Source organism: Shimia sp. W99 (assembly GCF_053851455.3).
In genome coordinates this window covers 2,243,327-2,265,406 of record NZ_JBSQBU020000001.1, presented here as the reverse complement: position 1 = coordinate 2,265,406, position 22,080 = coordinate 2,243,327, and the positions used below count along the sequence as shown (strand labels likewise).

The window sequence follows — 22,080 nt, the reverse complement described above, 5'->3', positions numbered from 1 at the left end:
TGTGGGCGCAGGAGGAGACGCAGATGGACGAGAGTCAAAAGGTTTCGACGGAAATGGTGGGCGACGTTGCCCTGATCTGTATCGACAACCCCCCGGTGAACGCGGGCGGCGTGGCGGTGCGCCGGGGCATTCAGCACGCGGTGGAGGAGATCAACGCGGGTGGCACCGCCAAGGCCATCGGGCTTTACTGTGCCGGGCGGACCTTTGTCGCCGGGGCAGATATCACCGAATTCGGCAAGCCGCCGCAGGCGCCGATGATGCCGGAGCTTTATGACATCGTCGAAGCCTCGGGCGTCCCTCTGGTCTGTGCCATTCACGGCACGGCTTTGGGCGGTGGGCTGGAACTCGCCATGGCGTGCCATGCGCGTGTTTCTTTGCCGGGCGCGCGGGTTGGTCTGCCCGAAATCCATCTGGGTCTGTTGCCCGGGGCCGGGGGCACACAGCGGGCGCCGCGTCTGGCCGGAATTGCGGCCGCGCTGGACATGAGCCTTACGGGGCGGCAGGTGTCGGTGGCCGAGGCTCTCAAGATGGGGCTGGTCGACCGGATCGACGAGGGCGAGCCGCGAGACGTGGCGCTCAAGGCCGCACAGGATGTGGTGGCGGGTACACTGGAGACACGCCGCACGCGCGACATTGAAACGGTGGCGGACGCAGAGGCAATTGCCGCCGCACGGGCGATGGTGAAAAAGAAATCGCCGCTGTTGTTGTCGCCGGTGCGCTGCATCGACGCGATTGAAGCTTCGATGGGGGATTTCGACGCGGGCATGAAGATCGAGCGCGCCGCCTTCATGGAGTGCCTTGCGCATGACCAGAGCCGGGGCATGATCCATGCCTTTTTTGGCGAGCGGGCCGTGGCGAATATCCCCGAGAAAAAGGCCGCGCCGCGCGACATTGGCAGCATCGGCGTGATTGGGGGCGGCACTATGGGATCGGGGATTTCGACCTCGGCGTTGATGGCGGGCCTGCCGGTGACGCTGGTGGAAGTCACCGAAGAGGCGCTTGAGCGCGGGGTGAAGACGATTACCGGCAATCTGGATGGCGCGGTAAAACGCGGCAAGATGAGCGCCGAGAAACGCGACGCCGCGCTGGCAAACCTGACACCGGCGGTCGGGCTGGAAGCGCTGGCGGACGTGGATCTGGTGATCGAGGCCGTCTTTGAGAAGATGGAGATCAAGAAAGAGATCTTTGGCAAGCTCGACACGATCTGTAAACCGGGGGCGGTTCTGGCTTCGAACACGTCTTATCTCGACATCAACGAGATCGCCGCCGAAACCAGCCGCCCTGCCGATGTGCTGGGCCTGCATTTCTTCTCGCCTGCGCATATCATGCGCCTGCTGGAGGTTGTGGTCGGGGCCAAGACCGCACCCGAGGTCGTGGCGACGGGCTTTGCGCTGGCCAAGCGGATGAAGAAGGTCGCCGTGCGTGCGGGAGTGTGCGACGGGTTTATCGGCAACCGTATCCTTGGACATTACCTTAAGACTGCGAGCTATCTCGTGCAGGACGGGGCGCACCCGGATCAGGTGGACAAGGCGCTGGAAGGGTTTGGCTTTGCCATGGGGCCGCATCGCGTGGGCGACCTTGCGGGGCTGGACATCGGTTATATGACACGCAAGCGTCTTGAAGCGACGCGGCCCGCCGAAGAACGCTATGGCGGGGCGATTGCCGACCGGTTGAGCGAGAACGGCTGGAACGGGCGCAAGACTGGAAAAGGGTATTTCGTCTACGAGGATGGCAAGACGCTTGAGAACCCGGACCTGAACGCCATTATCGACGAAGAACGCGCCAAGGCGGGCATTACGCCGCGCGATTTCAGCGATGAAGAGATCGTGGACCGTTACATGACGGCGATGATTTCCGAGGCCGCGCGTGTGGTGGAAGACGGGATCGCGCTGCGCCCCGTCGACGTCGATGTGGTGTTCCTGATGGGCTATGGCTTCCCGCGTTTCCGCGGCGGGCCGCTGCATTATGCAGACACGATTGGCGCTGCGGAACTTGTGCGCCGGATTGAAACCTATGCGCAGGAAGACGCGTATTACTGGCAGGTGCCTGAAATTCTGCGCCGCATGGCCGAGGATGGCAGCACATTCGCCGACATGAACAGGGGGAAATGAGATGGACCTGAGTTATTCCGCCGAGGAAATCGCGTTTCGCGACGAGGTGCGGGCCTTTCTGGCCGAGAACCTGCCCGCGCATATCTCGGATGCGGTGCGCGCGGGAGGGGAGCTGGACAAGGCGACCATGGAAGAATGGCACGCCATCCTGAACAGCAAGGGCTGGCTCGCGACGATCTGGCCCAAGGAGTTTGGCGGCCCCGGCTGGAGCCCGGTGCAGAAGCATATCTTTGACGAGGAGTGCAACCGCGCCTATGCGCCGAGGATCGTGCCCTTTGGTCTGGGCATGCTGGGGCCGGTCCTGCAGAAATTTGGAACCAAGGAACAGCAGGACCATTACCTTCCACGCATTTTGGATGGCACGGATTGGTGGTGTCAGGGCTATTCGGAACCGGGCGCCGGATCGGACCTTGCCTCGCTCAAGACCCGCGCGGTGCGCGAGGGCGACGAATGGGTGATCAACGGTCAGAAGACATGGACGACGCTTGGCCAGCATGCGGACTGGATCTTCTGCCTGTGCCGGACCGACCCGGAGGCCAAGCAGCAGGAAGGCATCAGCTTCATCCTTGTTGATCTCAAGACACCGGGTATCGAGATGCGCCCGATCAAGCTGATCGAAGGGGGGCACGAGGTCAACGAAGTGTTCTTTACGGATGTGCGGGTGCCGTATGGCAACCTCGTTGGTCAGGAGAACAAGGGCTGGACGATTGCCAAGTACCTCTTGACCCATGAACGCACCGGCATTGCCGGAGTGGGCGCGTCGATGCAGGCGCTGGAAGAGGTCAAGGCGCTGGCGCGCAAGGTGCGTCGGGGTGGGCGGCCGCTGATCGAGGACCCGCTTTTTGCGGCGCGGATCGCGCGGGCCGAGATTGACCTTGAGGCGATGAAGATCACCAACCTGCGGATGCTGTTCCAGGCGCAGCAACAGGGCGCGCCGGGGCCGGAAACCTCGATCCTCAAGATCAAGGGGACGGTGATCAACCAGGAACTGAACGATCTGGCGCGTCGGGCGTTGGGTCCGGCGGCGGCGCCCTTCCCGGGCTTTGTGAATGACGGCAACCTCATGTTCGGACCGCCCGATACGGCCCACAGCGCGGCGACCTATTTCAACAACCGCAAAACCTCGATTTTCGGTGGATCAAATGAGATCCAGCGCAACATCCTTACCAAAACCATGCTGGAGCTCTGAGAGATGGATTTCAACCTGACCGAAGACCGGCAGATGCTGTCGGACACGCTGAACCGTTTTCTCGGGGATCAATACCCGGTGGAGCGCCGTAACAAGGTGGCCTATGAGGCGCCGTTTCATGACCCCGCGCTGTGGGATCAGCTGGTGGAACTGGGCGCGTTGTTCGCGTTGGCCGATGAGGACGCGGGCGGCTTTGGCGGCACCGGGTTTGATATCTCGGTGGTGTTCGAGGCGCTGGGGCGCGCATTGTGCCCCGAGCCCGTGCTTGGCGCGGCGATGGCAGCGCGGCTGTTGAGCGCTGCCGGGGAAGACAGTGAGGCATTGCTCTCGGGCGCGTCGAAATACGCGGTCGCGATCACCGAGTTGGACGCGCCCTATGACCTGAACGACATCGCGGCCACGGCCAGCGCGCGGGGCGATGGCCATGTCCTGAGCGGGCGCAAGAGCACCGTTTATGGCGGGCAGGTCGCGGATGTGTTCCTTGTTGCGGCCAAGCTGGACGGCGTTGTGGCTCTTTTCGAGGTGCAGGCCGGGGATGCCAGCGTGACGGGCTATGCCATGATGGATGGCGGCGGCGCGGCAGAGGTGTTGCTGGACGACACGCCGGGGCGTCTGTTGCTGGCGGATGCGTCGGCGGCACTGGAAGACGCGGTAAATGCCGGGATCGTGGCGCTCTGTGCGGAAGCGGTGGGGGCGATGGATGTGACCCATGCCATGACCGTGGATTATCTCAAGCAGCGCAAGCAGTTCGGCGTGCCGATCGGCAAGTTCCAGGTGTTGCAGCATCGCGCTGTCGACATGCTGACCGAGATCGAGCAGGCGCGCTCGATCACGATCAAGGCGGCGGCCGACCTGGGCAGTGACGATGCTGCGCTGTCGGCGTCGATGGCCAAGAACATGGTGGGCCGCGCGGCGCGACTGGTGGCGGAAGAGGCAATCCAGATGCATGGCGGGATCGCCATGACATGGGAATATGCCGTCAGCCACTATGCCAAACGTCTGGTGATGCTGGACGCGCAGCTTGGCGACACCGATTATCATCTGAGCCGGGTGATGGCGGGCTACGCGGCCTGATCCGTCGCTTTTCGGACAACACTGGCGCGGCCCCTTTGGGCCGCGCCTTTTTGTTCACCCAAGGATTCCGGGCCAGTTTGCCAGCCCCTTGGCGATATTGCCGGGGATGTCCTGCCGCCAAAGCTCCTGTGCGCGCAGGTTGTAGTTGAGGTAGAGTGTGTTCTCGTGGATCGTCCATGCCTCTGGAATGGTGGGGGCGAGATAGCCCTTGGACGCCGCGTAGGCGCAATAGCCCCCAAAGACAGGGGCATAGGCGCGCGGATTGGCTTCAAATGTTGCGGCGTTTTCGGCGCTGGCAAACAGCCATTTCGCGCCGTTCCACATCAGCTTGTGGGCATCGCTCCCGGCAACGGGTTTCTGCATGGTGAAATAGGCCACGGGGTCATAGCCGTTGATGGCCAGCGGATTCTGAAACACTTCGGGCTCGCGCGCAAGCGCGGCGCGGGGCGCGAGGGCAAGGCCCAGTGGGGCGGTGGCCAAAAGGCCAAGGGTGGTACGGCGTGTCAGCATGTCGGTCCTCCTGATCTGCAATGGAGATTAGGCAGATATTTCGTCAAGAGGACCCCACCTGACCGAGGTGTGATCGCTTCGTGAACATGGCGGCTTCGGCTGTGAGGCGCTTTTGCGCTATGGTGAGGCCAGGAGTTCACGTTTCGGAGGATGCCCGATGGCGAGACATTTGTTTTCACGGCGGAGCGCGTTGGTCACCGGGGGGGCTGCGCTGATGACGGGCGGGTCGGGGCTATTGGCGCCGGCGCGGGCCAAGTCGCTTGCGCCAACGCGCTCGATGCGGGGCGGGGCGAACAATTACCGCCCCGGAGCGCCGATCGTCGAACGGATCGGGGGCGGCGGGTTCTGGATGTATGGGACGGTCCGACGCGCGGGCGACGGGGCGCCTCTGGCGGGGCAGCGCATCCAGATCTGGGCGCATACCACCGAAGGGCACGAGCGCGACTGGCACAGCCATGGCGCGACGCTGACCAATGATAAGGGCGAATTCCGGCTGGAGATGCCCCAGATCGTCCCCGCGTTCGGCCAGCCTCACGGGCATCTGGCTTATGACAGCGGCGAATTTGAAACGGTGTTCCTGCGCCCTGTCATGAAGAGTTCGAAGGACACAAAACTTCGGGCGGATTTTGTGCTTAACCCGGTCTGAGCAGGTGCGCAGTCTGGCGATCTGGGGGACGGGCGCCTGTGTTCTGATGGTGCCGTTTGCGCTGGCCACGCAGAGCCCGCTGTTACAGTGGCGGGACGCGCCCTATGTCGTGGCGGGTTTTGCAGGGATACTGGCGATGACGGTCATGGTTTTTCAGCCGCTGCTGGCGGCGGCGGAGCTGCCGGGGCTATTGCGCCAGAGGGCGCGGCGTGTGCACAGGTGGGTCGGCCTGTTGGTTCTGACGCTGGTGGGGGTGCATGTGGCGGGGCTGTGGCTGACCAGCCCGCCGGACGTGATCGACGCATTGTTGTTCCGCTCGCCCACGCCGTTTTCCGTCTGGGGTGTATTGGCGATGTGGGCGTTGGTCCTGTCGGCGGGCTTGGCGGCGATGGGGCCACCCATGCGCCCGCGCTTGTGGCGCATCCTGCACACCGCACTGTTCCTCGTAATCATGGTTGGGAGCGTGGTGCATGCCCTGTTGATCGAGGGCACCATGGAGACCGTTTCCAAGTCTGTGCTGTGTACTGTTCTGATCTGGGTGACAGTTGGGGCGGTTCTGCGACGGCGCGTCTGGGTTGTACTGCTGCGCCGTCAACGCTGATCGGCGCAAGAAAAGGCGGCACCGGGGCGCCGCCTGAAGAGTTCACCGTTGAAACGGTGTTCAGAGAACTTCGAAAAGACCCGCCGCGCCCATGCCGCCGCCGACACACATGGTACAGACCACGTATTTCGTGCCCCGGCGTTTGCCTTCGATGAGCGCATGGCCGACCATGCGCGCGCCGGACATGCCATAGGGGTGGCCGATGGAAATCGCGCCGCCGTTCACGTTGAGCAATTCGTTCGGGATGCCCAACACGCGCGCGGAATGCAGCACCTGGCAGGCGAACGCCTCGTTGAGCTCCCAGAGGCCGATATCGTCCATGGTCAGCCCATGCGCCTTGAGCAGCTTAGGGACTGCGTGGATCGGGCCTATACCCATCTCGTCGGGTTCCAGCCCGGCGGCCATGACACCGACATAGCGCCCCAGCGGGGTCAGGCCGCGCTGTTCGGCCAGCTTGGCCTCCATTACAACCGAGGCCGAGGCACCATCAGACAGTTGCGAGGCGTTGCCTGCGGTGATGTGCTGGCCTTGTTTCACGACCTGCCCATCCTTGAACACGGGCTGCAGGCCCTGAAGATTTTCAAGCGTTGTGCCGGGGCGGTTGCCTTCGTCTTTTTCTAGCGTCACCTCGTGGAACGAGATTTCCTTGGTCTCCTTGTCCATCACGCCCATCGACGAGGTCAGGGGCACGATCTCGTCATCAAATTTGCCTGCCGTCTGTGCCGCGGCGGTGCGCTGTTGGCTTTGCAGGGCATAGGCGTCCTGATCCTCGCGGGTGACGCCATAGCGGTCAGCGACAATCTCGGCGGTTTCCAGCATGGTCATGTAGAGTGCGGGCTTGTGTTCCTTGATCCACGGATCTCCCGCGCGGTCGGTGCGCATGTTCTGGTTTTGAACCAGTGAAACGGATTCGACGCCGCCGCCGATGACGACATCCATACCGTCATGCACAACCTGCTTGGCCGCCGTGGCAATTGCCATCATGCCGCTGGCGCATTGGCGGTCGAGCGACATGCCCGCCACAGATACCGGAAGTCCTGCGCGGATCACGGCCTGACGCGCGATATTGCCCCCGGTGCTGCCCTGCTGGATCGCGGCACCAACGATGCAATCGTCAACTTCGTGTCCTTCGAGACCGGCGCGTGACACAGCGTGGCTAACGGCGTGGCCGATCAACTCCTGGGCCTGCGTGTTGTTGAAGGCACCGCGATAGGCCTTGCCGATCGGGGTGCGGGCGGTGGAGACAATAAGGGCGTCGCGCATGGGTCTTGTCCTGTTGCTGGTGATTAGGCTTTTTTCTCGAAGAAGAGGTTTTTCCACTGCGCCACGAGGGCGGGCTTGTCCTCTCCACGGATTTCGACTGTGACGTTCCACATCATTTCCTGAACGCCGGGCTGGGGTTCACTGTAGCGCGCCAGCGTAAAGCGGCCGCGAATCTCGGACCCCGAGCGCACCGGGGCGACAAAGCGGACGCGGTCAAAACCGTAATTGACCCCGGTTTCGGCATTGGCGGTCTTGGGGACGGCCTCGGCCACCATCTGCGGCAAGAGGGCAAGGGTCAGGAACCCGTGCGCGATGGTGCCGCCAAAGGGCGACTCCTTGGCCGCTTCCGGGTCGGTGTGAATGTACTGGTGATCCCCTGTGGTGTCGGCAAAGGCATCAATCATGGCCTGATCGATGCGAATCCACTTGGACAGGCCGTATTCAAGGCCGACGCCCTCTTTGGGCTCAAGCAGGCTGGCAATCATGGGTCCGGCTCCCTGAAAATTTGGTCATTTCGTTGCTATGGGCGGATGAGAGCGAATTTTTTGGCTTGTGTCAATCTGCGGAATGCAATTCCGCACAGCGGAAATAAGCTAATTGCCACGATTTTTCAGGGGGAAAGCACGGGATTGGTGGGTGGGTGAAAAAAAAGAGACGCCACGTCAGGTTGGGCAAAACGGGGTTCAGAGCGGCAAAGTTGCGGGGTGAAAGTCGATCAGGGAGGGCTTGCAATGACTTTGGCTGAAGAGGTGCACGTGCGCTATGAAAAGGACGGGCGGATTGGGCGGATCACGTTGAACCGCCCTGCCGTGCGCAATGCGATTTCAATGGCAATGCCCGGCCAGATCGCGGCGGCGGTGGCGGAGGCCGAGGCTGACCCCGAGGTACATGTCATGGTGCTTTCCGGGGCAGGCGAGGCGTTTTGCGCGGGCTATGACCTGACCGAGTTTGCCCAGGCGGAGGGGTCAAATCCGGGGGTGCAGGAGATGCCGTGGGACCCGATGCAGGACTACCAGTTCATGTGGAAGAATACACAGGACTTCATGAGTCTGTTCCTTGCGATGAAGCCGGTGGTCTGCAAGGTGCATGGGTTTGCGGTGGCGGGCGGTTCGGACATCGCGCTTTGTGCCGACCTGACGATCATGGCCGAGGATGCGCAAATCGGGTACATGCCGGCGCGGGTCTGGGGCTGTCCGACGACGGCGATGTGGGTCTATCGGCTGGGGCCGGAAAAGGCCAAGCGCATGCTGTTGACCGGGGACAAGATCACCGGGCGCGAGGCGGCGGATATGGGTCTTGTGCTCAAGGCGGTGCCTGAGGACGCGTTGGATGATGAGGTCGAGGCATTGGCGGCGCGGATGGCGAGCGTGCCCATCAACCAGTTGGCGATGCAGAAGATGGTGATCAATCAAGCCGTGGAGATGGCCGGGATCAACCAGACGCAGCGACTTGCCACGGTGTTCGATGGGATCACGCGGCATTCACCCGAGGGTATGAATTTCAAGGCACGCTCCGAGCAGATGGGCTGGAAACAGGCGGTGCGTGAACGCGATGAGGGCACGTTTGACTGGACCACTAACGAGGAAATGCCCCGGCGCAATCGTTAGACCTTGGTCTGGTTGCGCGGGGTGTCTGCCGGGCCTAGTTTGGCGACGCGTTGAGATGAGGAGGACCACCCCATGCATATGAGCGATGAGCGCGAAATCGCGGCCCCCGTTGCCGAGGTCTGGGCGGCGCTTTTGAGTGCGGATGTGCTGCAGGCCTGTGTGCCCGGTGCCAAGGAAGTGACCGGGACGCCCGAGGACGGGTTCGAGGCCGTGGTGGTGCAGAAGGTTGGCCCCGTGAAAGCGACATTCAAGGGGCAGGTCGTGCTCTCGAACATGATCGAAGGGGAAAGCCTGACACTGACCGGTGAAGGCAAGGGCGGTGCAGCAGGTTTTGCCAAGGGGGGGGCGGACGTGACCCTGGCGGCAAGCGAAACCGGGACTTTGCTGAGCTATGAGGTGGATGCGAAAGTCGGGGGCAAGCTGGCCCAGCTGGGCTCGCGGCTGATCGACGGGTTTGCCAAGAAAATGGCAGATCAGTTCTTTACCAACCTTCAGGAGCATCTGGAGGGGCCTGCGGACGATGAGCCTGAGGGCGCGCCGGAGAACGCCGCAGAAGAGCAGGGCGAAAAGAAAGGCCTGTTCAAGCGGCTTAGGGGCGGCTGAGCGCCGTCGACCCTGCGCGAACGCACAGGTTGGTCTCTTGGTTTGCGACTTGGCCTTTGGCGCGAGGGTGATACCTTGCGCGGGCGAAGGCGTGAGGGGACTGATGGAAACGATTGTCGACATAAGTGATGTGCGAAAGACCTATGCGGGCGGGTTCGAGGCGCTGAAAGGCGTGACCCTGTCGATCCGCAAGGGCGAGATACTGGCATTGCTCGGGCCAAATGGTGCTGGAAAGACCACTTTGATTTCAACAATTTGCGGTATCACCAACCCGGGGTCGGGCACGATCACCGTTGGTGGGCATGACGTGGTGCGCGACTATCGCGCGGCGCGACGGCTGATTGGGCTGGTGCCGCAGGAGATCAATCTGGAACCCTTTTCCAAGGTCAGAGATACGGTCGCGTTTTCGCGCGGGCTGTTTGGCAAGCCCAAGGATGACGCGCTGATCGAACGTATCCTGCGACAACTGTCGCTTTGGGATAAACGCGACGCGCGGGTTCTGGAACTGTCGGGGGGCATGAAGCGCCGGGTCCTTATTGCCAAGGCGCTGGCCCATGAGCCCGAGGTGCTGTTCCTTGATGAGCCCACCGCGGGCGTGGACGTGGAGCTGCGCAAGGAGATGTGGGAGATCGTGGCCGAGATGAAGGCACAGGGTACGACGATCATCCTGACAACGCATTATATCGAAGAGGCCGAGGCGATTGCCGACCGGGTTGGCGTAATCAATGGCGGGCAGCTCTTGCTGGTCGAGGAAAAGACGGCGTTGATGCAGCGGCTGGGGCAGAAGTGCCTGCAGATTGACCTGCAGGAGCCGGTTGAGGCCGTGCCTGAGGCGCTGGCCGCCTATGGGCTGGAGCTTGCCGATGACGGGCAGGCGCTGCGCTATACCTATGACACACGGGGTGAAAGCACCGGGATCACGCGGCTCTTGGGCGATTTGTCGGCCGCCGGGTTGTCCTTGCGCGACATCCACACGGAACAATCGAGCCTTGAAGACATCTTTGTCGGGCTGGTCAAGGAGGGCGCGGCATGAACTGGGCAGCGATCCGCGCGATGTATGTTTCTGAAATGACCCGGTTCTTTCGAACGATTGCGCAGAGTTTCATTTCTCCGGTGATTTCGACATCACTGTATTTCGTCGTATTTGGTGCCGCCATCGGCAGCCGCATCGACCAGGTCGAAGGCGTGAGCTATGGCGCCTTCATCGTGCCGGGGCTGATCATGCTGTCGGTGATGACACAGGCCTTGTCGAACGCGTCCTTTGGTATCTATTTCCCGAAATTCATCGGCACGATCTATGAATTGCTGTCCGCGCCGGTGAATTTCCTTGAGATCGTTTTGGGGTTCGTTGGGGCGGCGGCGACCAAGGCGTTGTTTATCGGGCTGGTTATTCTGGGCACGGCGGCCTTGTTCGTGGACGTGCAGATCCAGCACCCGCTGGCGATGCTTACCTTTCTTGTTCTAACGTGTCTGAGTTTCGCGCTTTTTGGGTTCATCATCGGCATCTGGGCCGGGAATTTCGAACAACTGCAACTCGTACCGCTTTTGGTGGTGACGCCGCTGGTGTTCCTCGGCGGGTCCTTCTATTCGATCTCGATGCTGCCGCCGATCTGGCAGAAGATCACGCTGTTCAATCCGGTGGTCTACCTCATTTCCGGGTTTCGCTGGTCGTTCTTCGGGGTCGCGGACGTGCCGATCGGGATGAGCCTTTTGGCGATTGCCGGGTTCACGGCGTTGTGCCTTGGAGTGATCTGGTGGATCTTCAAGACCGGGTGGCGCATTCGCAGTTAGGGCACTCCTCAAGGCCGGGCGGGCTTTCGTCGCGTCAATATTTCCTCAACACGGCAGGTTTCGTTGAACCCTTGCCTTGTGAAAGGGGGCGGGGCGTTCTACATCCGAAGACATGAAACGCTGGATCCCTTTCGTCAAATCGCCACCGACCGTGGCTGTTGTGCGCCTGAGTGGCATGATTGCAAGCGGTCCGCGTGGCCCGTTGAACGACGCGGCATTGGGTCCGGTGCTGGAAAAAGCGTTCCGCCGGGGCAAACCTGCGGCTGTCGCTCTGGAGATCAATTCGCCCGGCGGCAGCCCGGTGCAAAGCTCGATGATCGGCAACCGCATCCGGCGGCTGGCCGAGGAGAAGGACATTCCCGTCTTTGCCTTTGTCGAAGACGTGGCGGCGTCGGGGGGCTATTGGCTCGCGGCGGCGGCGGACGAGATTTACGCGGATGACAATTCGATTGTCGGTTCGATCGGGGTGATCTCGGCTGGATTCGGGGCGCATGTGTTCCTGTCCCGGCAAGGGCTTGAGCGGCGGGTGCACACGGCTGGGAAATCCAAGTCGATGCTGGACCCGTTCAAGCCCGAGAAACCGGAAGACGTGCAGCGGTTGACGGCATTGCTCGAACAGATCCATGCGAGCTTTATCCGGCATGTGAAGACACGCCGGGGGGCAAAACTCGAAAATGTGCCGGAGCTGTTCACCGGCGAGGTGTGGATCGGTCGTGAGGCAGAAAAATTGGGCCTGATCGACGGGTTGGGGCACATGGTGCCCGTGCTCAAGGAAAAGTTCGGCAAGGACGTCAAGCTGCGCCGTTATGGCGTGCGCCGCTCGGTCTGGCAGCGCTTTGGCGCCAACGTGGCGCAGGATGCACTGGCCGGGATAGAGGAGCGGGCGGAATACGCGCGTTTTGGCCTCTGACGTGATCATCAAGATTGTCTCTCTGTTCCTGGTGGGCATGGCAGTGCTGGCCATGTTCGGAAAGCTGCGCTTTCCGGGGCAGAAACGGTTACAATCGGCAAAATGCCCGAGCTGCGGGCGCTACAGGATCGGCAAGGGGCCCTGTCCCTGCCAGAAGGGCAAGGGGTAAGCATGGAGTGGGTTCTCGTCTCATTGGGGCTGGTAATCCTGCTTTTGGCCGGGGACGCGCTGGTGCGCGGCGCGGTCAACCTGTCGCTCAGGATCGGAATTCCGGCGCTGATCGTGTCCTTGACCATAGTGGCCTTTGGCACCTCGGCGCCCGAGTTGCTGATTTCACTGCAAGCGGCACTGAAGGGCGCGCCCGGTATTGCCATGGGCAATGTGGTCGGATCGAACACGGCCAATATCCTTTTGGTGCTGGGGGTTCCGGCAATTCTGGCGACGCTGCACACCAGCCATTGCAACACGCGGCGCACCTATCTGTTCATGATCGCGGCGTCGATCCTGTTCATTTGCCTGTCCTATCGCGGCATTTTCACCTTCTGGTCGGGGATCGTGCTGCTGAGCGCGCTAGCTTTTGTGCTTGGGGACGCGTTCATGGCCGCGCGCAAGCACCGCAAGGAGGCCAAAGGGCTTGTCGTCGAGGACGAGGAAGAGCTTGAAGGCGCGGACCCGGACATGCCGTGGTGGCGGATTATCGTCTTCCTGGTGCTGGGGCTGGTCGGGTTGCCGCTGGGGGCGGACCTGATGGTGGACAATGCCGAGGTGATTGCCCGCCGCTATGGGGTTTCGGAAGTGGTGATCGGATTGACGCTGGTGGCGTTAGGTACATCGCTGCCGGAACTGGCAACGACGGTCATGGCGGCTCTGCGCCGACAGGCGGACGTGGCGCTGGGCAACGTGATCGGGTCGAACATGTTCAACCTGCTGGCCATTATCGGCATCACGTCGATCGTGGCTCCGATCCCGGTGGATATCGAGGAGCTGGAATTCGACCTGTTCGTCATGCTGGGTGCGTCGATCCTGATCGTGCCGTTCGTATTCTTCCGGCAGGATATAAATCGGGTCTGGGGCATCGCCCTGACCCTGATGTATCTTACCTATGTGATGATCGTCCTTTCGTGACGATCTGAAGGAGGGCAGTCGTGAAAAGAGCCTTGGTTACGGGAGCGGGCAAGCGGCTTGGCCGCGCCATGGCGCTTTATCTTGCCGAGCGCGGCTTTGATGTGGCGGTACACTACGCCAGCGCCGCAGAGGAGGCGGAGGCGGTCGTTGACGAAATCCGGGCGATGGGCCGTCACGCGGTTGCGTTGCAGGCCGACCTGTTGCAGGAAGCCGAAACCGTGGCGCTTTTCGAGGCGGCGGTAGCAGGGCTGAACGGGCCGGTGACATGCCTCGTGAACAATGCGTCCATCTTTGAATATGACCGGATCGAAACCGCAACCCGGCAAGGCTGGGACCGGCATATCGAAAGCAATCTGCGCGCGCCCTACGTGCTGATTCAGGCGATGGCCCGACAGGGGCTTGAGGCGCAGGAGGATGCCGGGGCAGAGCCGGTGGCGGCGGGGCTGGTGGTCAATATGGTTGATCAGCGGGTGCGCAAGCTGACGCCCGAGTTTTCGACCTATACCATTGCCAAGATGGGGCTTTGGGCGCTGACGCAGACCGCGGCGCAGGGGCTTGCGCCGCATATCCGGGTCAATGCGATCGGGCCGGGGCCGACCCTGCAGGGCGCGCGTCAGAGCGACCGACACTTTGCGAACCAGCGGGCCAACACGGTTTTGCAGCGTGGGGCGGATGCGGGGGATATCACCGCAGCTTTGGGGTATCTGCTCGATGCGAAGGCCGTGACCGGGCAGTTGATCTGTGTCGACGGCGGTCAGCACCTTGGCTGGCAAACCCCCGACATTCAGGGCGTGGAATAGGCTCGGGCGCGCCCGGTTTCAGGGTGACGTTAGGGCAGGCATTTCGGGTGCAGGAAGAAGCTGGGCGAGGTCTAAACCTGTCTCTCCCCTGCAAGTTTTGCACCGGGGCGCAAATCGTCACAAACGTGTTACATTTTTTGTAATGTTTTCAGGTGTTTGCCACGCATGTTAAAAAATATTATTTAATTTCAAGCCCTTAAAATAGTGCCTAAAAAATAGGCAAATCAACGAAGCGGGCCGAAAACAAGGAAAATTCCCGGTTCACGGAAAGATATCATCAGACTTATCCACAGGTTTGGTGGATTTGTTTTGGGTTGCGAAAAAACGCGGGAGATTGCAGGGCGCCCAAAAGAATCATATTTCGGTGGACTATGACATCCCAGGATCAAAAAACCCCTAACGCACCCACCGGTTACGCCTGTGTCCACGGTTACCTGAAGACACTGGACGGGTCGCCCGGTGTTTACCGGATGCTGGATGCGCAGGCGCGGGTGCTTTACGTGGGCAAGGCGCGGAACCTGCGGGCGCGGGTGTCGAACTATGCGCGACCGGGGGGGCATTCGGGGCGGATTGCGCGGATGATTTCGGAAACCGCGTCGATGATGTTCCTCACGACCAAGACGGAAACCGAGGCGCTGCTTCTGGAGCAGAACCTGATCAAGCAGCTCAAACCGAAATACAACGTGCTGCTGCGCGACGACAAAAGCTTTCCCAATATCCTCGTGAGCAAGGCGCACGATTTTCCCCAGATCAAGAAACATCGCGGGGCAAAGAAGGAAAAGGGCAGCTACTACGGGCCCTTTGCCAGCGCGGGGGCGGTGAACCGGACGCTGAACCAATTGCAGAAAGTGTTCCTGTTGCGCAATTGCTCGGACGCGATGTTCGAGAGCCGGATGCGGCCTTGCCTGCTCTATCAGATCAAGCGGTGTTCGGGGCCTTGTGTCGACAAGATTTCCAAGGCGGATTATGCCGAAAGCGTACGCGATGCGGAGCGGTTCCTTGCGGGGCGGTCGACGCAGATACAAGAGACCCTGGCCAAGCAGATGCAGGCGGCCTCGGACGCGATGGAGTTTGAGCAGGCGGCTGCGCTGCGCGACCGGATCAAGGCGCTGACCAACGTTCAGAGCACGCAGGGTATCAACCCGCGCGGGGTGGCCGAAGCCGACGTGATCGCGTTGCATCTGGAAAACGGGCAGGCCTGTGTGCAAGTGTTCTTTATCCGAGGGCATCAGAACTGGGGAAACCGGGATTTCTATCCGCGCGTGGGGGCCGAGATCGAGGCGGCAGAGGTGCTGGAGGCCTTTATCGGGCAGTTCTATGACACCAAGGACCCGGCGCGGCAGCTGATCCTGAGCCACGGGATCGAAAACGCCGACCTGATGGCGGATGCGCTGACACAGAAGCTGGGACGCAAGGTGGAGATTTTGGTGCCGCAGCGGGGCGAAAAGGCCGAGCTGGTGGCCGGGGCGGCGCGCAACGCCCGAGAGAGCCTTGCGCGCAAGATGAGCGAGACCGCGACGCAGGCCAAGCTGTTGAAAGGCTTGGCGGACGCCTTTGATCTGGATGGGCCGCCGCAGCGGATCGAGGTCTATGACAACAGCCATATTCAGGGCACCAACGCGGTTGGGGCGATGATTGTTGCCGGGCCCGAGGGGTTCATGAAGAACAGCTATCGCAAGTTCAACATCAAGGGCGATGCACTCACGCCGGGGGATGATTTCGGCATGATGAAAGAGGTGCTGACCCGGCGGTTCAAGCGGCTGCTCAAGGAAGATCCGGATCGGGAAAACGGTATGTGGCCAGACCTGTTGCTGATCGACGGGGGCGCGGGGCAGGTGTCGGTGGTGGCCGAGATCATGCGCGAGATGGGGGTTGAGGATATTCCCATGGTGGGCGTGGCCAAGGGGGTGGATCGCGACGCGGGCAAGGAAGAGTTTCATCGGGTCGGACAGCGGGTGATGGCGCTGCGTCACAATGATCCGGTTTTGTATTTCGTGCAGCGGTTGCGTGACGAGGCGCATCGGTTTGCGATCGGCACGCACCGAGCCAAGCGGGCCAAGGCGATCGGCGCAACGCCGCTGGATGATGTGCCGGGTGTGGGCGCGACGCGCAAGCGCGCCCTGCTTGCGCATTTCGGGTCAGCCAAGGCCGTGTCACGCGCCAACCTGGCGGATCTCAAGGCGGTGGATGGTATCTCGGGCGCCCTGGCCGAAACCATCTATGATTATTTCCACGAACGCGGTTAGGCCGAGGCACGGTCCCGCACGAATTGCATGCGCACGACGCGGTCCACAAAACCCGCCATGGCGTCGGGGCCGGAGGCGCGGTCCTTGACGTGAATGCAGATGTCCGGACGCCGGGTGGCGATCATTGCCACGAGGTCGCCGCGCACGTCATCGGGTAGCGAACCGCCAATGATGGCGCAGGCAATATTGGGTTCGTTTTCAAGCTGATGCATGACCTCGGCGTGGTCATGCGCGCCCAGCCAGTTGACCGGCAGGTGATCAAGCTGGCGGGGCACCTCGCTGATGACCTGACGCAGCTTGCCGATCAGGAGTACAACTGGTTTCATACTCTTCTCCTTTGCTTTGGCATATCGCGCGTGAGCCCATCATAGCACATTCGGTTCAAAGTCGGGCTAGCTGTTGTATTCAAAAGCCTTTAGGAAGGCAGACATGAACTGGACGATCCCAAATATCCTGTCGGTCCTGCGCCTTTTGGCGGCGCCGATGGTCGCTGTTATGTTCCTTTATTTCACGCGGCCTTATGCCGACTGGTTTGCGCTGTGCCTGTTCCTTGTTGCGGCGGTGACGGACTGGTTTGACGGCTATCTGGCGCGGGCCCTTGGGCAGGAGACCAAGCTGGGCGCAATGATCGACCCGATCGCCGACAAGGCCATGGTGGTGATCGCGTTGATGGTCATTGTGGGCTATTCGTCGATGTCGCCGTGGCTGGTGCTGCCCGCCACCGTGATCCTGTTCCGGGAAGTGTTCGTGTCGGGCCTGCGGGAGTTCCTTGGCGACGTGGCAGGGACGCTCAAGGTGACAAAGCTTGCCAAATGGAAAACGGCCACGCAAATGATTGCAATCGCGACACTTTTTGCCCAAGGCGTGTTCGAACATTACCTTGGCATGAGCGCCTGGGGCATGGATCAGGCGCTGGTGGATCAGGTCATGGCCGGGGAAGTCGAGGACCTTCAGGGGCTGCGTTGGAAATATGACGGCATGATCTGGTCGGGCTGGATCGGCATGGCGCTCTTGTGGATTGCGGCGGTGCTGACGGCGGTGACGGGGATCGACTATTTCAACAAGGCCAAGCCGCATTTGAAGGATTGACGCAGATGGATGTGCTTTACTTTGCATGGGTGCGCGAGCGGATCGGGGTGCCCAAGGAGACGGTCGACACAGGGGCCGCGACGGTGGCCGAGCTGGTCGAGGAACTGAAGGCGCGCGAAGAGCGTTACACGGCAGCGTTTGCCGATCTGAGCGCGCTGCGGGTAGCGGTGGATCAGGAGCTGACCGACTTTGACGCATCGCTGGATGGCGTGCGCGAGGTGGCGTTTTTCCCGCCGATGACCGGAGGGTGACATGCGGATTTCGGTGCAGGAAGCGGCGTTCGATCTTGGGGCGGAGGCAAGCGAATTTGCCAGTGGCCACAAGGACATGGGCGCGATCGTGACCTTTACCGGCGTGGTGCGGGACCTGGCGCGCGGAGATCTCGACCGGATGGTGATCGAGCATTATCCGGGCATGACCGAAAAGGCGCTGGAAAAGATTGCGCGCGAGGCGCAGGCGCGCTGGAACCTGGGTGACGTGCTGGTCATTCACCGCCACGGGGCGCTGGAGCCGGGGGACATGATCATGATGGTCGCCACGGCTGCGCCGCATCGTAAGGACGCATTCGAAGCGGCGGAATACCTGATGGATTACCTCAAATCGCGGGCGCCGTTCTGGAAGAAAGAGATCACCCGTGACGGCGCCGATTGGGTGGCCGCGAAGGACGAGGATGAGGACGCGCTCAGCCGTTGGTAAACGGAGGCTGAACGGAGCGTTTCAGTGCTGATCGGACGGGCGGCGCGAATCGCGCAGAATGCCCTTGGTTAACAGGGAAAATCGGGTTCGGTATCACGTCGGTATTGCGTCGGTATGGACGGGTAAAATCGCGTGGTTAAGCGCGCGGACGGCGGGTTTGCGTTTTTTTGAGGAAATTGAGCTGGGCGATGAGTCGATTTCTACGCCGGGCAAAGTCGTCGTGCGCGGTGGCGAAGCGACAGATCCGGTGCGCAGTTTATCGTGCCAAACTCTGCACTTCTGAAGCCTGTGACTGACCTCACCAAATCGCCGCCGCGTAGGGGCGCGACGACGATGCCCGGCGGCGCGCTTGCGCACCTTGATTCCGGGCCGACTTAACCGTTCTGGTTTACCCGTTCGACATAGGCGCGCAGCTCTTCGGCCTCGTGGCGGGCGTCGCGCAGGCCGTCCATGGCAGCCGAAAGCTCGGCCTCGGTCTGGGTGAGCTGGTTGGTCAGCTCGGCCTCGCGCTGTTGCAGATAGGTGATCGCCTGATCGCGGGTTTCCTCGGCCTCGTGCAACTCCTGGCTCATGCGTTCGAGTTGATCCACGTCGGATTGCGCGACGCGGGTAAAGCGGTGCACCAACCAGTTGGCGAACCAGCCCATGCAGAAGGCCACGAAGAGGATGACGGCGGTCATCAGGATAAACTCAGTTCGTGTCATCGGTCGTGTTCTCCGTGCCGGTGGTGTCTGTTTCGGCGTTCGTTTCCGGGGCGTCTGGAGCGGCGTCGCCGCTGGTGTCGGGTTCGGCGTCGCCGGAGCCTTCGGTGTCTTCTGCGTCTTCGGACGTCGCGTCGGGCTGGGCCTCTTCGACCGCGGGCTGGGCCTCTTCCGCCGCGGGTGCGGCCTCCTCGGCCCCGTCTTCGGGCGCGGTCTCGGCCGTCTCGCCACCTGTTCCGTCGCCTTCCTCGGCCTCGGGCTGAATCAGGACAAATTCGATGCGTCGGTTGGCTTCGCGCCCCTCTTCGGTGTCATTGTCGGCGATCGGCTGGCTTTCCCCATAGCCGGTCGCCACGATGCCCGCCGTCAGGATGCGACGATCCTGAAGTGCGGTCAGGACCGACTGGGCGCGGGTCTGGCTCAGGGCCTGGTTCATCGACTCGCGGCCCTGGCTGTCGGTATGACCCTGGATTTCGACCTTCAGGTCAGGGCATTCGGTAAGCTGTTGGGCAATCGCGTCGATGATCGGTTCGGCGCTGGCATCCAGCGTGCCCGATCCGGGTTCGAACAGGATTTTCTGGTCTTTCTGGATTGCCTGCAGCCCGGCGATGCATTCCTCGGCCGTTGGCAGGGCCGCGATCGGGTCGAGTTCCTCGACATAACGCACGTCGATCGAGAAGCTGTCGGTCTGCGAGAGCTTGTCTGCGAGGTGTCGGGCGATCTCGGCGTTGGCCTCGGTGTTGCCGGTGCGTCCGGCGACGCGCAGGCCGTCAGGGGTGATGTTGAGCACGCCGTTATGCAGTAGCGACAGCGCATCCAGCCCGGCCATGACACGTACCGGCCAGCTTGCCGGGAGCGTGTCGTCAAGCCGCGCGGCCATGTGGACCGAGCCGCCACCGAAGCGGGCCTTGGCATAGCTTTCGGTGGTCTGGCGTGACAATTCGTCGGGCAGGCGGCCGCGCAGTTGCAGAAGCCCTTCGGGGCTGAGTGTGGCGGTGAACTCGGGGATGGCCGGAGCGCCCTCGTCCGCTTCGGGCGGCGGGGGCAGGGTGGAATGCAGGGCGAAGACGTCGGGCAGGCCGCTTTCCAGTTCGCCGACGACGGTGTCGAACAGGGCCTGTTCGGTGCCCTGGCGGGCGACAAGCGTGATGTCGGCGTCGGTAAAGGTGACAGAGCCGCCGCCCAGAACGGCCAGCCCGGCAATGGCCTTTTCGGCGGCGGTGGCCCAGCTCGGGGTGGGCACGCCAAGGCCGATCGTGCAATCGGCGCTTCCGTCGAGCCCGGCAAGGCGGGCGGCGGTCAGGATGCGGACGCGCGCCTTTTCGGTGTCGGCCGAGCAGGCATCGAAACGCGCGCCTTCTTCGTCGATCAGGAAGCGCAGGGTGAAGGGCGTGATCACCGGGCGCGGCGCGGAGATGTCGAGATCAAGGCGCAGGTCCTTGGGGGCGCGGCGCAAGAGATCGGCTTCGAGTTCGCGCCGGGCCTCGGGGCTGTCGGACATGGCGGTGATCGAGACCGCGTTGGCCGCAACCGAAATCTTGGCGCGCGGCAGGATGTCGAGCGCCGAGAGCGCGAATTTCAGGGCCCGGTTCCAGCCGCGCGGGGCGGTGTATTCGGCGGTTTCCAGAAGGTCGGTCACGTTCGGGCGTCCGGCGATGTCGATCATCTGGTCGACGATGTCGGAGCGGTCCGAGGTTTCCGGAATCAGGCCGATGAGCGAGATACCCGCGTCGTTACGCAGGATCTCGATGGAAAAGCGCGGCGGGGCGATGTCGGCCGTGGCCTCGACCTGCATGTTGTCGATCACGCGGGCCGCGTCGACGATGCTGCCAGCCGCGGAGATCGCCTTGAAGCGGGCGGCCTCGGAAGGGGCAACCCCGGCGAGAAAGACTTGCAGCCCCTCTGCATGGACCTCGGCCCAGGTCATGCCCTGCACGTCGAGCTCGTGTTTGACGCTGCTGCGCGAGCTGTCCTCGATCAGGTCGGCGGAAAAGCTCGCGGCGATCAAGCTGAGAAGGGCGGCTGTTGCGAAGGTCGCAAAGACGATGAGCAGGGAAGATAGACGCATTCAGTGAGCCGTTTCAGCGAAGTGGTCCGCAGGTGATACGACGCGGGGGACGGGCTTGCAATCACAGGAACCACGCAACGGCGAAAAACAGCAAGGGGATCAGGCCGGTGTCGCGATTGGCGCGGAAGAGGATCATGCAGATATGCGGATCGGCGATGTCGAGGCGGCGCATCTGCCATTGCATGTGCCAGCCCATTGCCAGCGGCCCCAGGAGCGCCACGGCCAGCGATGCCGGGGACCGGTCGATGGCGGCGAGGATCACCGCGAGGCCCATGAGGGCAACGGTGGCGATCAGGAACCCTTGCAGCCATTGCGGGGAGTTGTCGCCAAAGAGGCGGGCGGTGGATTTGACCCCGATCAGGGCGTCGTCCTCGGTGTCCTGATGGGCGTAGATCGTGTCGTAATAGAGTGTCCAGGCGATACCGGCGACGTAGAGCACGATGGCGGGCGCGTTGAGCGTGCTGGTATGGGCGGTCCAGGCCAGCAGCGCGCCCCAGTTGAAGGCGAGGCCAAGGAAGACCTGTGGCCACCACGTGAAGCGCTTGGCAAAGGGATAGACGACCACGGGCAGCAGCGACAGGATGCCCAGCAGGATGGCGTTGAGATTGAAGGTGAGCAGGATCGCAAAGGCGATCAGCGCCTGCAGGACCATCCAGACAGCGGCCTGTTTGGCGCTGACCTGTCCCGAGGGGATCGGGCGTGAGCGGGTGCGTTCGACCTGGGCGTCGAATTCGCGGTCGGTGATATCATTCCACGTACAGCCCGCCCCGCGCATCAGGAACGCCCCGGCTGCGCAGGCGATGAAGATCCAGAGGTCAAAGAGCGAAGCACGCCCGTCAAAGAGCATGGCCAGCCCCAGCCCCAGCCAGCAGGGCAGCAACAGCAGCCATGTGCCGATCGGGCGGTCTGCGCGGGAAAGGCGCAGGTAGGGGCGCGACCATGCCGGGGCGAGGTGATCGACCCAGTTGCCCTTGACGGCATCGGAAACCTGCCCCTGCGGTGCGGGGTTTGGCTCTGGCGTTGTCGGCGTGGCGGCCATATGTATTGCTC

23 protein-coding genes are annotated in these 22,080 nt (G+C 62.2%); 16 read left to right on the top strand and 7 right to left on the bottom strand.

Annotated features, from left to right (window positions below; all coding sequences use genetic code 11):
* Positions 1-23: 23 nt before the first annotated feature.
* From ACS3QZ_RS11170 to ACS3QZ_RS11160, 3 genes are read left to right on the top strand one after another with little or no spacing between them, the layout of a single operon-like run.
* Positions 24-2,111 (top strand): 3-hydroxyacyl-CoA dehydrogenase NAD-binding domain-containing protein, encoded by a 2,088-nt coding sequence (locus tag ACS3QZ_RS11170; RefSeq protein ID WP_456037890.1) that lies wholly within the window; start codon positions 24-26, stop codon positions 2,109-2,111.
* A gap of 1 nt (position 2,112) precedes the next feature.
* The gene (locus tag ACS3QZ_RS11165; RefSeq protein ID WP_456037889.1) at positions 2,113-3,300 is read left to right on the top strand and encodes an acyl-CoA dehydrogenase family protein; all 1,188 of its coding nucleotides are present in this window, start codon (positions 2,113-2,115) and stop codon (positions 3,298-3,300) included.
* A 3-nt stretch (positions 3,301-3,303) separates the two neighbouring features.
* Positions 3,304-4,374 carry an acyl-CoA dehydrogenase family protein gene (locus ACS3QZ_RS11160; protein ID WP_456037888.1) on the top strand — a complete coding sequence of 357 codons (1,071 nt, stop codon included), beginning with the start codon at positions 3,304-3,306 and terminating at the stop codon, positions 4,372-4,374.
* A gap of 54 nt (positions 4,375-4,428) precedes the next feature.
* On the opposite strand, the gene ACS3QZ_RS11155 is transcribed toward ACS3QZ_RS11160, so the two are convergent.
* Complete coding sequence (locus ACS3QZ_RS11155) at positions 4,429-4,884, bottom strand: YHS domain-containing (seleno)protein (protein ID WP_456037887.1); 456 nt, start codon at positions 4,882-4,884, stop codon at positions 4,429-4,431.
* Positions 4,885-5,041: 157 nt separating this feature from the next.
* On the opposite strand from ACS3QZ_RS11155, the gene ACS3QZ_RS11150 reads away from it, so the two are divergent.
* A complete protein-coding gene (locus ACS3QZ_RS11150; RefSeq protein WP_093091096.1) occupies positions 5,042-5,530 on the top strand; it encodes a peptidase associated/transthyretin-like domain-containing protein in 489 nt (162 codons plus the stop codon).
* A gap of 4 nt (positions 5,531-5,534) precedes the next feature.
* Entirely contained in the window at positions 5,535-6,131 is a 597-nt protein-coding gene (locus ACS3QZ_RS11145; protein ID WP_456037886.1) for a ferric reductase-like transmembrane domain-containing protein, read from the top strand.
* 60 nt (positions 6,132-6,191) lie between these two features.
* On the opposite strand, the gene ACS3QZ_RS11140 is transcribed toward ACS3QZ_RS11145, so the two are convergent.
* Entirely contained in the window at positions 6,192-7,394 is a 1,203-nt protein-coding gene (locus ACS3QZ_RS11140; RefSeq protein ID WP_093091094.1) for an acetyl-CoA C-acyltransferase, read from the bottom strand.
* Between the two features lie 23 nt (positions 7,395-7,417).
* Positions 7,418-7,879, bottom strand: a complete 462-nt coding sequence (locus ACS3QZ_RS11135; RefSeq protein ID WP_093091092.1) for a MaoC family dehydratase — start codon at positions 7,877-7,879, stop codon at positions 7,418-7,420.
* A gap of 246 nt (positions 7,880-8,125) precedes the next feature.
* Between ACS3QZ_RS11135 and ACS3QZ_RS11130 the strand changes: the two genes are divergently transcribed.
* The 8 genes from ACS3QZ_RS11130 to uvrC all read left to right on the top strand — a co-directional run bounded on the left by ACS3QZ_RS11130 (position 8,126) and on the right by uvrC (position 16,476).
* Positions 8,126-9,001, top strand: coding sequence for a crotonase/enoyl-CoA hydratase family protein (locus ACS3QZ_RS11130; RefSeq protein ID WP_456037885.1), 876 nt, complete (start codon positions 8,126-8,128; stop codon positions 8,999-9,001).
* A gap of 72 nt (positions 9,002-9,073) precedes the next feature.
* Positions 9,074-9,604, top strand: coding sequence for an SRPBCC family protein (locus tag ACS3QZ_RS11125; RefSeq protein WP_456037884.1), 531 nt, complete (start codon positions 9,074-9,076; stop codon positions 9,602-9,604).
* 103 nt (positions 9,605-9,707) lie between these two features.
* The gene (locus ACS3QZ_RS11120) at positions 9,708-10,637 is read left to right on the top strand and encodes an ABC transporter ATP-binding protein (protein ID WP_456037883.1); all 930 of its coding nucleotides are present in this window, start codon (positions 9,708-9,710) and stop codon (positions 10,635-10,637) included.
* A complete protein-coding gene (locus ACS3QZ_RS11115; protein WP_093091084.1) occupies positions 10,634-11,395 on the top strand; it encodes an ABC transporter permease in 762 nt (253 codons plus the stop codon). Before ACS3QZ_RS11120 ends, ACS3QZ_RS11115 begins: the two co-directional genes overlap by 4 nt.
* Positions 11,396-11,507: 112 nt before the next feature.
* Positions 11,508-12,305, top strand: a complete 798-nt coding sequence (locus tag ACS3QZ_RS11110; protein WP_456037882.1) for a S49 family peptidase — start codon at positions 11,508-11,510, stop codon at positions 12,303-12,305.
* 171 nt (positions 12,306-12,476) lie between these two features.
* Entirely contained in the window at positions 12,477-13,430 is a 954-nt protein-coding gene (locus ACS3QZ_RS11105; RefSeq protein WP_456037881.1) for a calcium/sodium antiporter, read from the top strand.
* Between the two features lie 20 nt (positions 13,431-13,450).
* Complete coding sequence (locus ACS3QZ_RS11100) at positions 13,451-14,230, top strand: SDR family oxidoreductase (RefSeq protein WP_456037880.1); 780 nt, start codon at positions 13,451-13,453, stop codon at positions 14,228-14,230.
* A gap of 371 nt (positions 14,231-14,601) precedes the next feature.
* The gene (gene uvrC, locus ACS3QZ_RS11095) at positions 14,602-16,476 is read left to right on the top strand and encodes an excinuclease ABC subunit UvrC (protein WP_456037879.1); all 1,875 of its coding nucleotides are present in this window, start codon (positions 14,602-14,604) and stop codon (positions 16,474-16,476) included.
* On the opposite strand, the gene ACS3QZ_RS11090 is transcribed toward uvrC, so the two are convergent.
* On the bottom strand, positions 16,473-16,802 hold the full coding sequence (locus tag ACS3QZ_RS11090) for a hypothetical protein (protein ID WP_456037878.1): 330 nt from the start codon (positions 16,800-16,802) through the stop codon (positions 16,473-16,475). The two genes, uvrC and ACS3QZ_RS11090, sit on opposite strands and share 4 nt — an antisense overlap.
* Before the next feature lie 103 nt (positions 16,803-16,905).
* On the opposite strand from ACS3QZ_RS11090, the gene pgsA reads away from it, so the two are divergent.
* Genes pgsA through ACS3QZ_RS11075 form a run of 3 tightly spaced genes read left to right on the top strand, consistent with a single transcriptional unit; the run spans position 16,906 to position 18,261 of the window.
* On the top strand, positions 16,906-17,565 hold the full coding sequence (pgsA, locus tag ACS3QZ_RS11085) for a CDP-diacylglycerol--glycerol-3-phosphate 3-phosphatidyltransferase (protein ID WP_093091070.1): 660 nt from the start codon (positions 16,906-16,908) through the stop codon (positions 17,563-17,565).
* 5 nt (positions 17,566-17,570) lie between these two features.
* Entirely contained in the window at positions 17,571-17,816 is a 246-nt protein-coding gene (gene moaD, locus ACS3QZ_RS11080; RefSeq protein WP_456037877.1) for a molybdopterin converting factor subunit 1, read from the top strand.
* Position 17,817: 1 nt separating this feature from the next.
* Positions 17,818-18,261, top strand: coding sequence for a molybdenum cofactor biosynthesis protein MoaE (locus tag ACS3QZ_RS11075; protein WP_456037876.1), 444 nt, complete (start codon positions 17,818-17,820; stop codon positions 18,259-18,261).
* Positions 18,262-18,635: 374 nt separating this feature from the next.
* On the opposite strand, the gene ACS3QZ_RS11070 is transcribed toward ACS3QZ_RS11075, so the two are convergent.
* The 3 genes from ACS3QZ_RS11070 to ubiA all read right to left on the bottom strand — a co-directional run bounded on the left by ACS3QZ_RS11070 (position 18,636) and on the right by ubiA (position 22,069).
* Positions 18,636-18,965, bottom strand: coding sequence for a hypothetical protein (locus ACS3QZ_RS11070; RefSeq protein WP_456037875.1), 330 nt, complete (start codon positions 18,963-18,965; stop codon positions 18,636-18,638).
* A complete protein-coding gene (locus tag ACS3QZ_RS11065; RefSeq protein ID WP_456037874.1) occupies positions 18,952-21,030 on the bottom strand; it encodes an OmpA family protein in 2,079 nt (692 codons plus the stop codon). The genes ACS3QZ_RS11070 and ACS3QZ_RS11065 overlap by 14 nt, the downstream gene beginning before the upstream one ends.
* A gap of 61 nt (positions 21,031-21,091) precedes the next feature.
* Entirely contained in the window at positions 21,092-22,069 is a 978-nt protein-coding gene (ubiA, locus tag ACS3QZ_RS11060; RefSeq protein WP_456037873.1) for a 4-hydroxybenzoate octaprenyltransferase, read from the bottom strand.
* Positions 22,070-22,080: the final 11 nt, after the last annotated feature.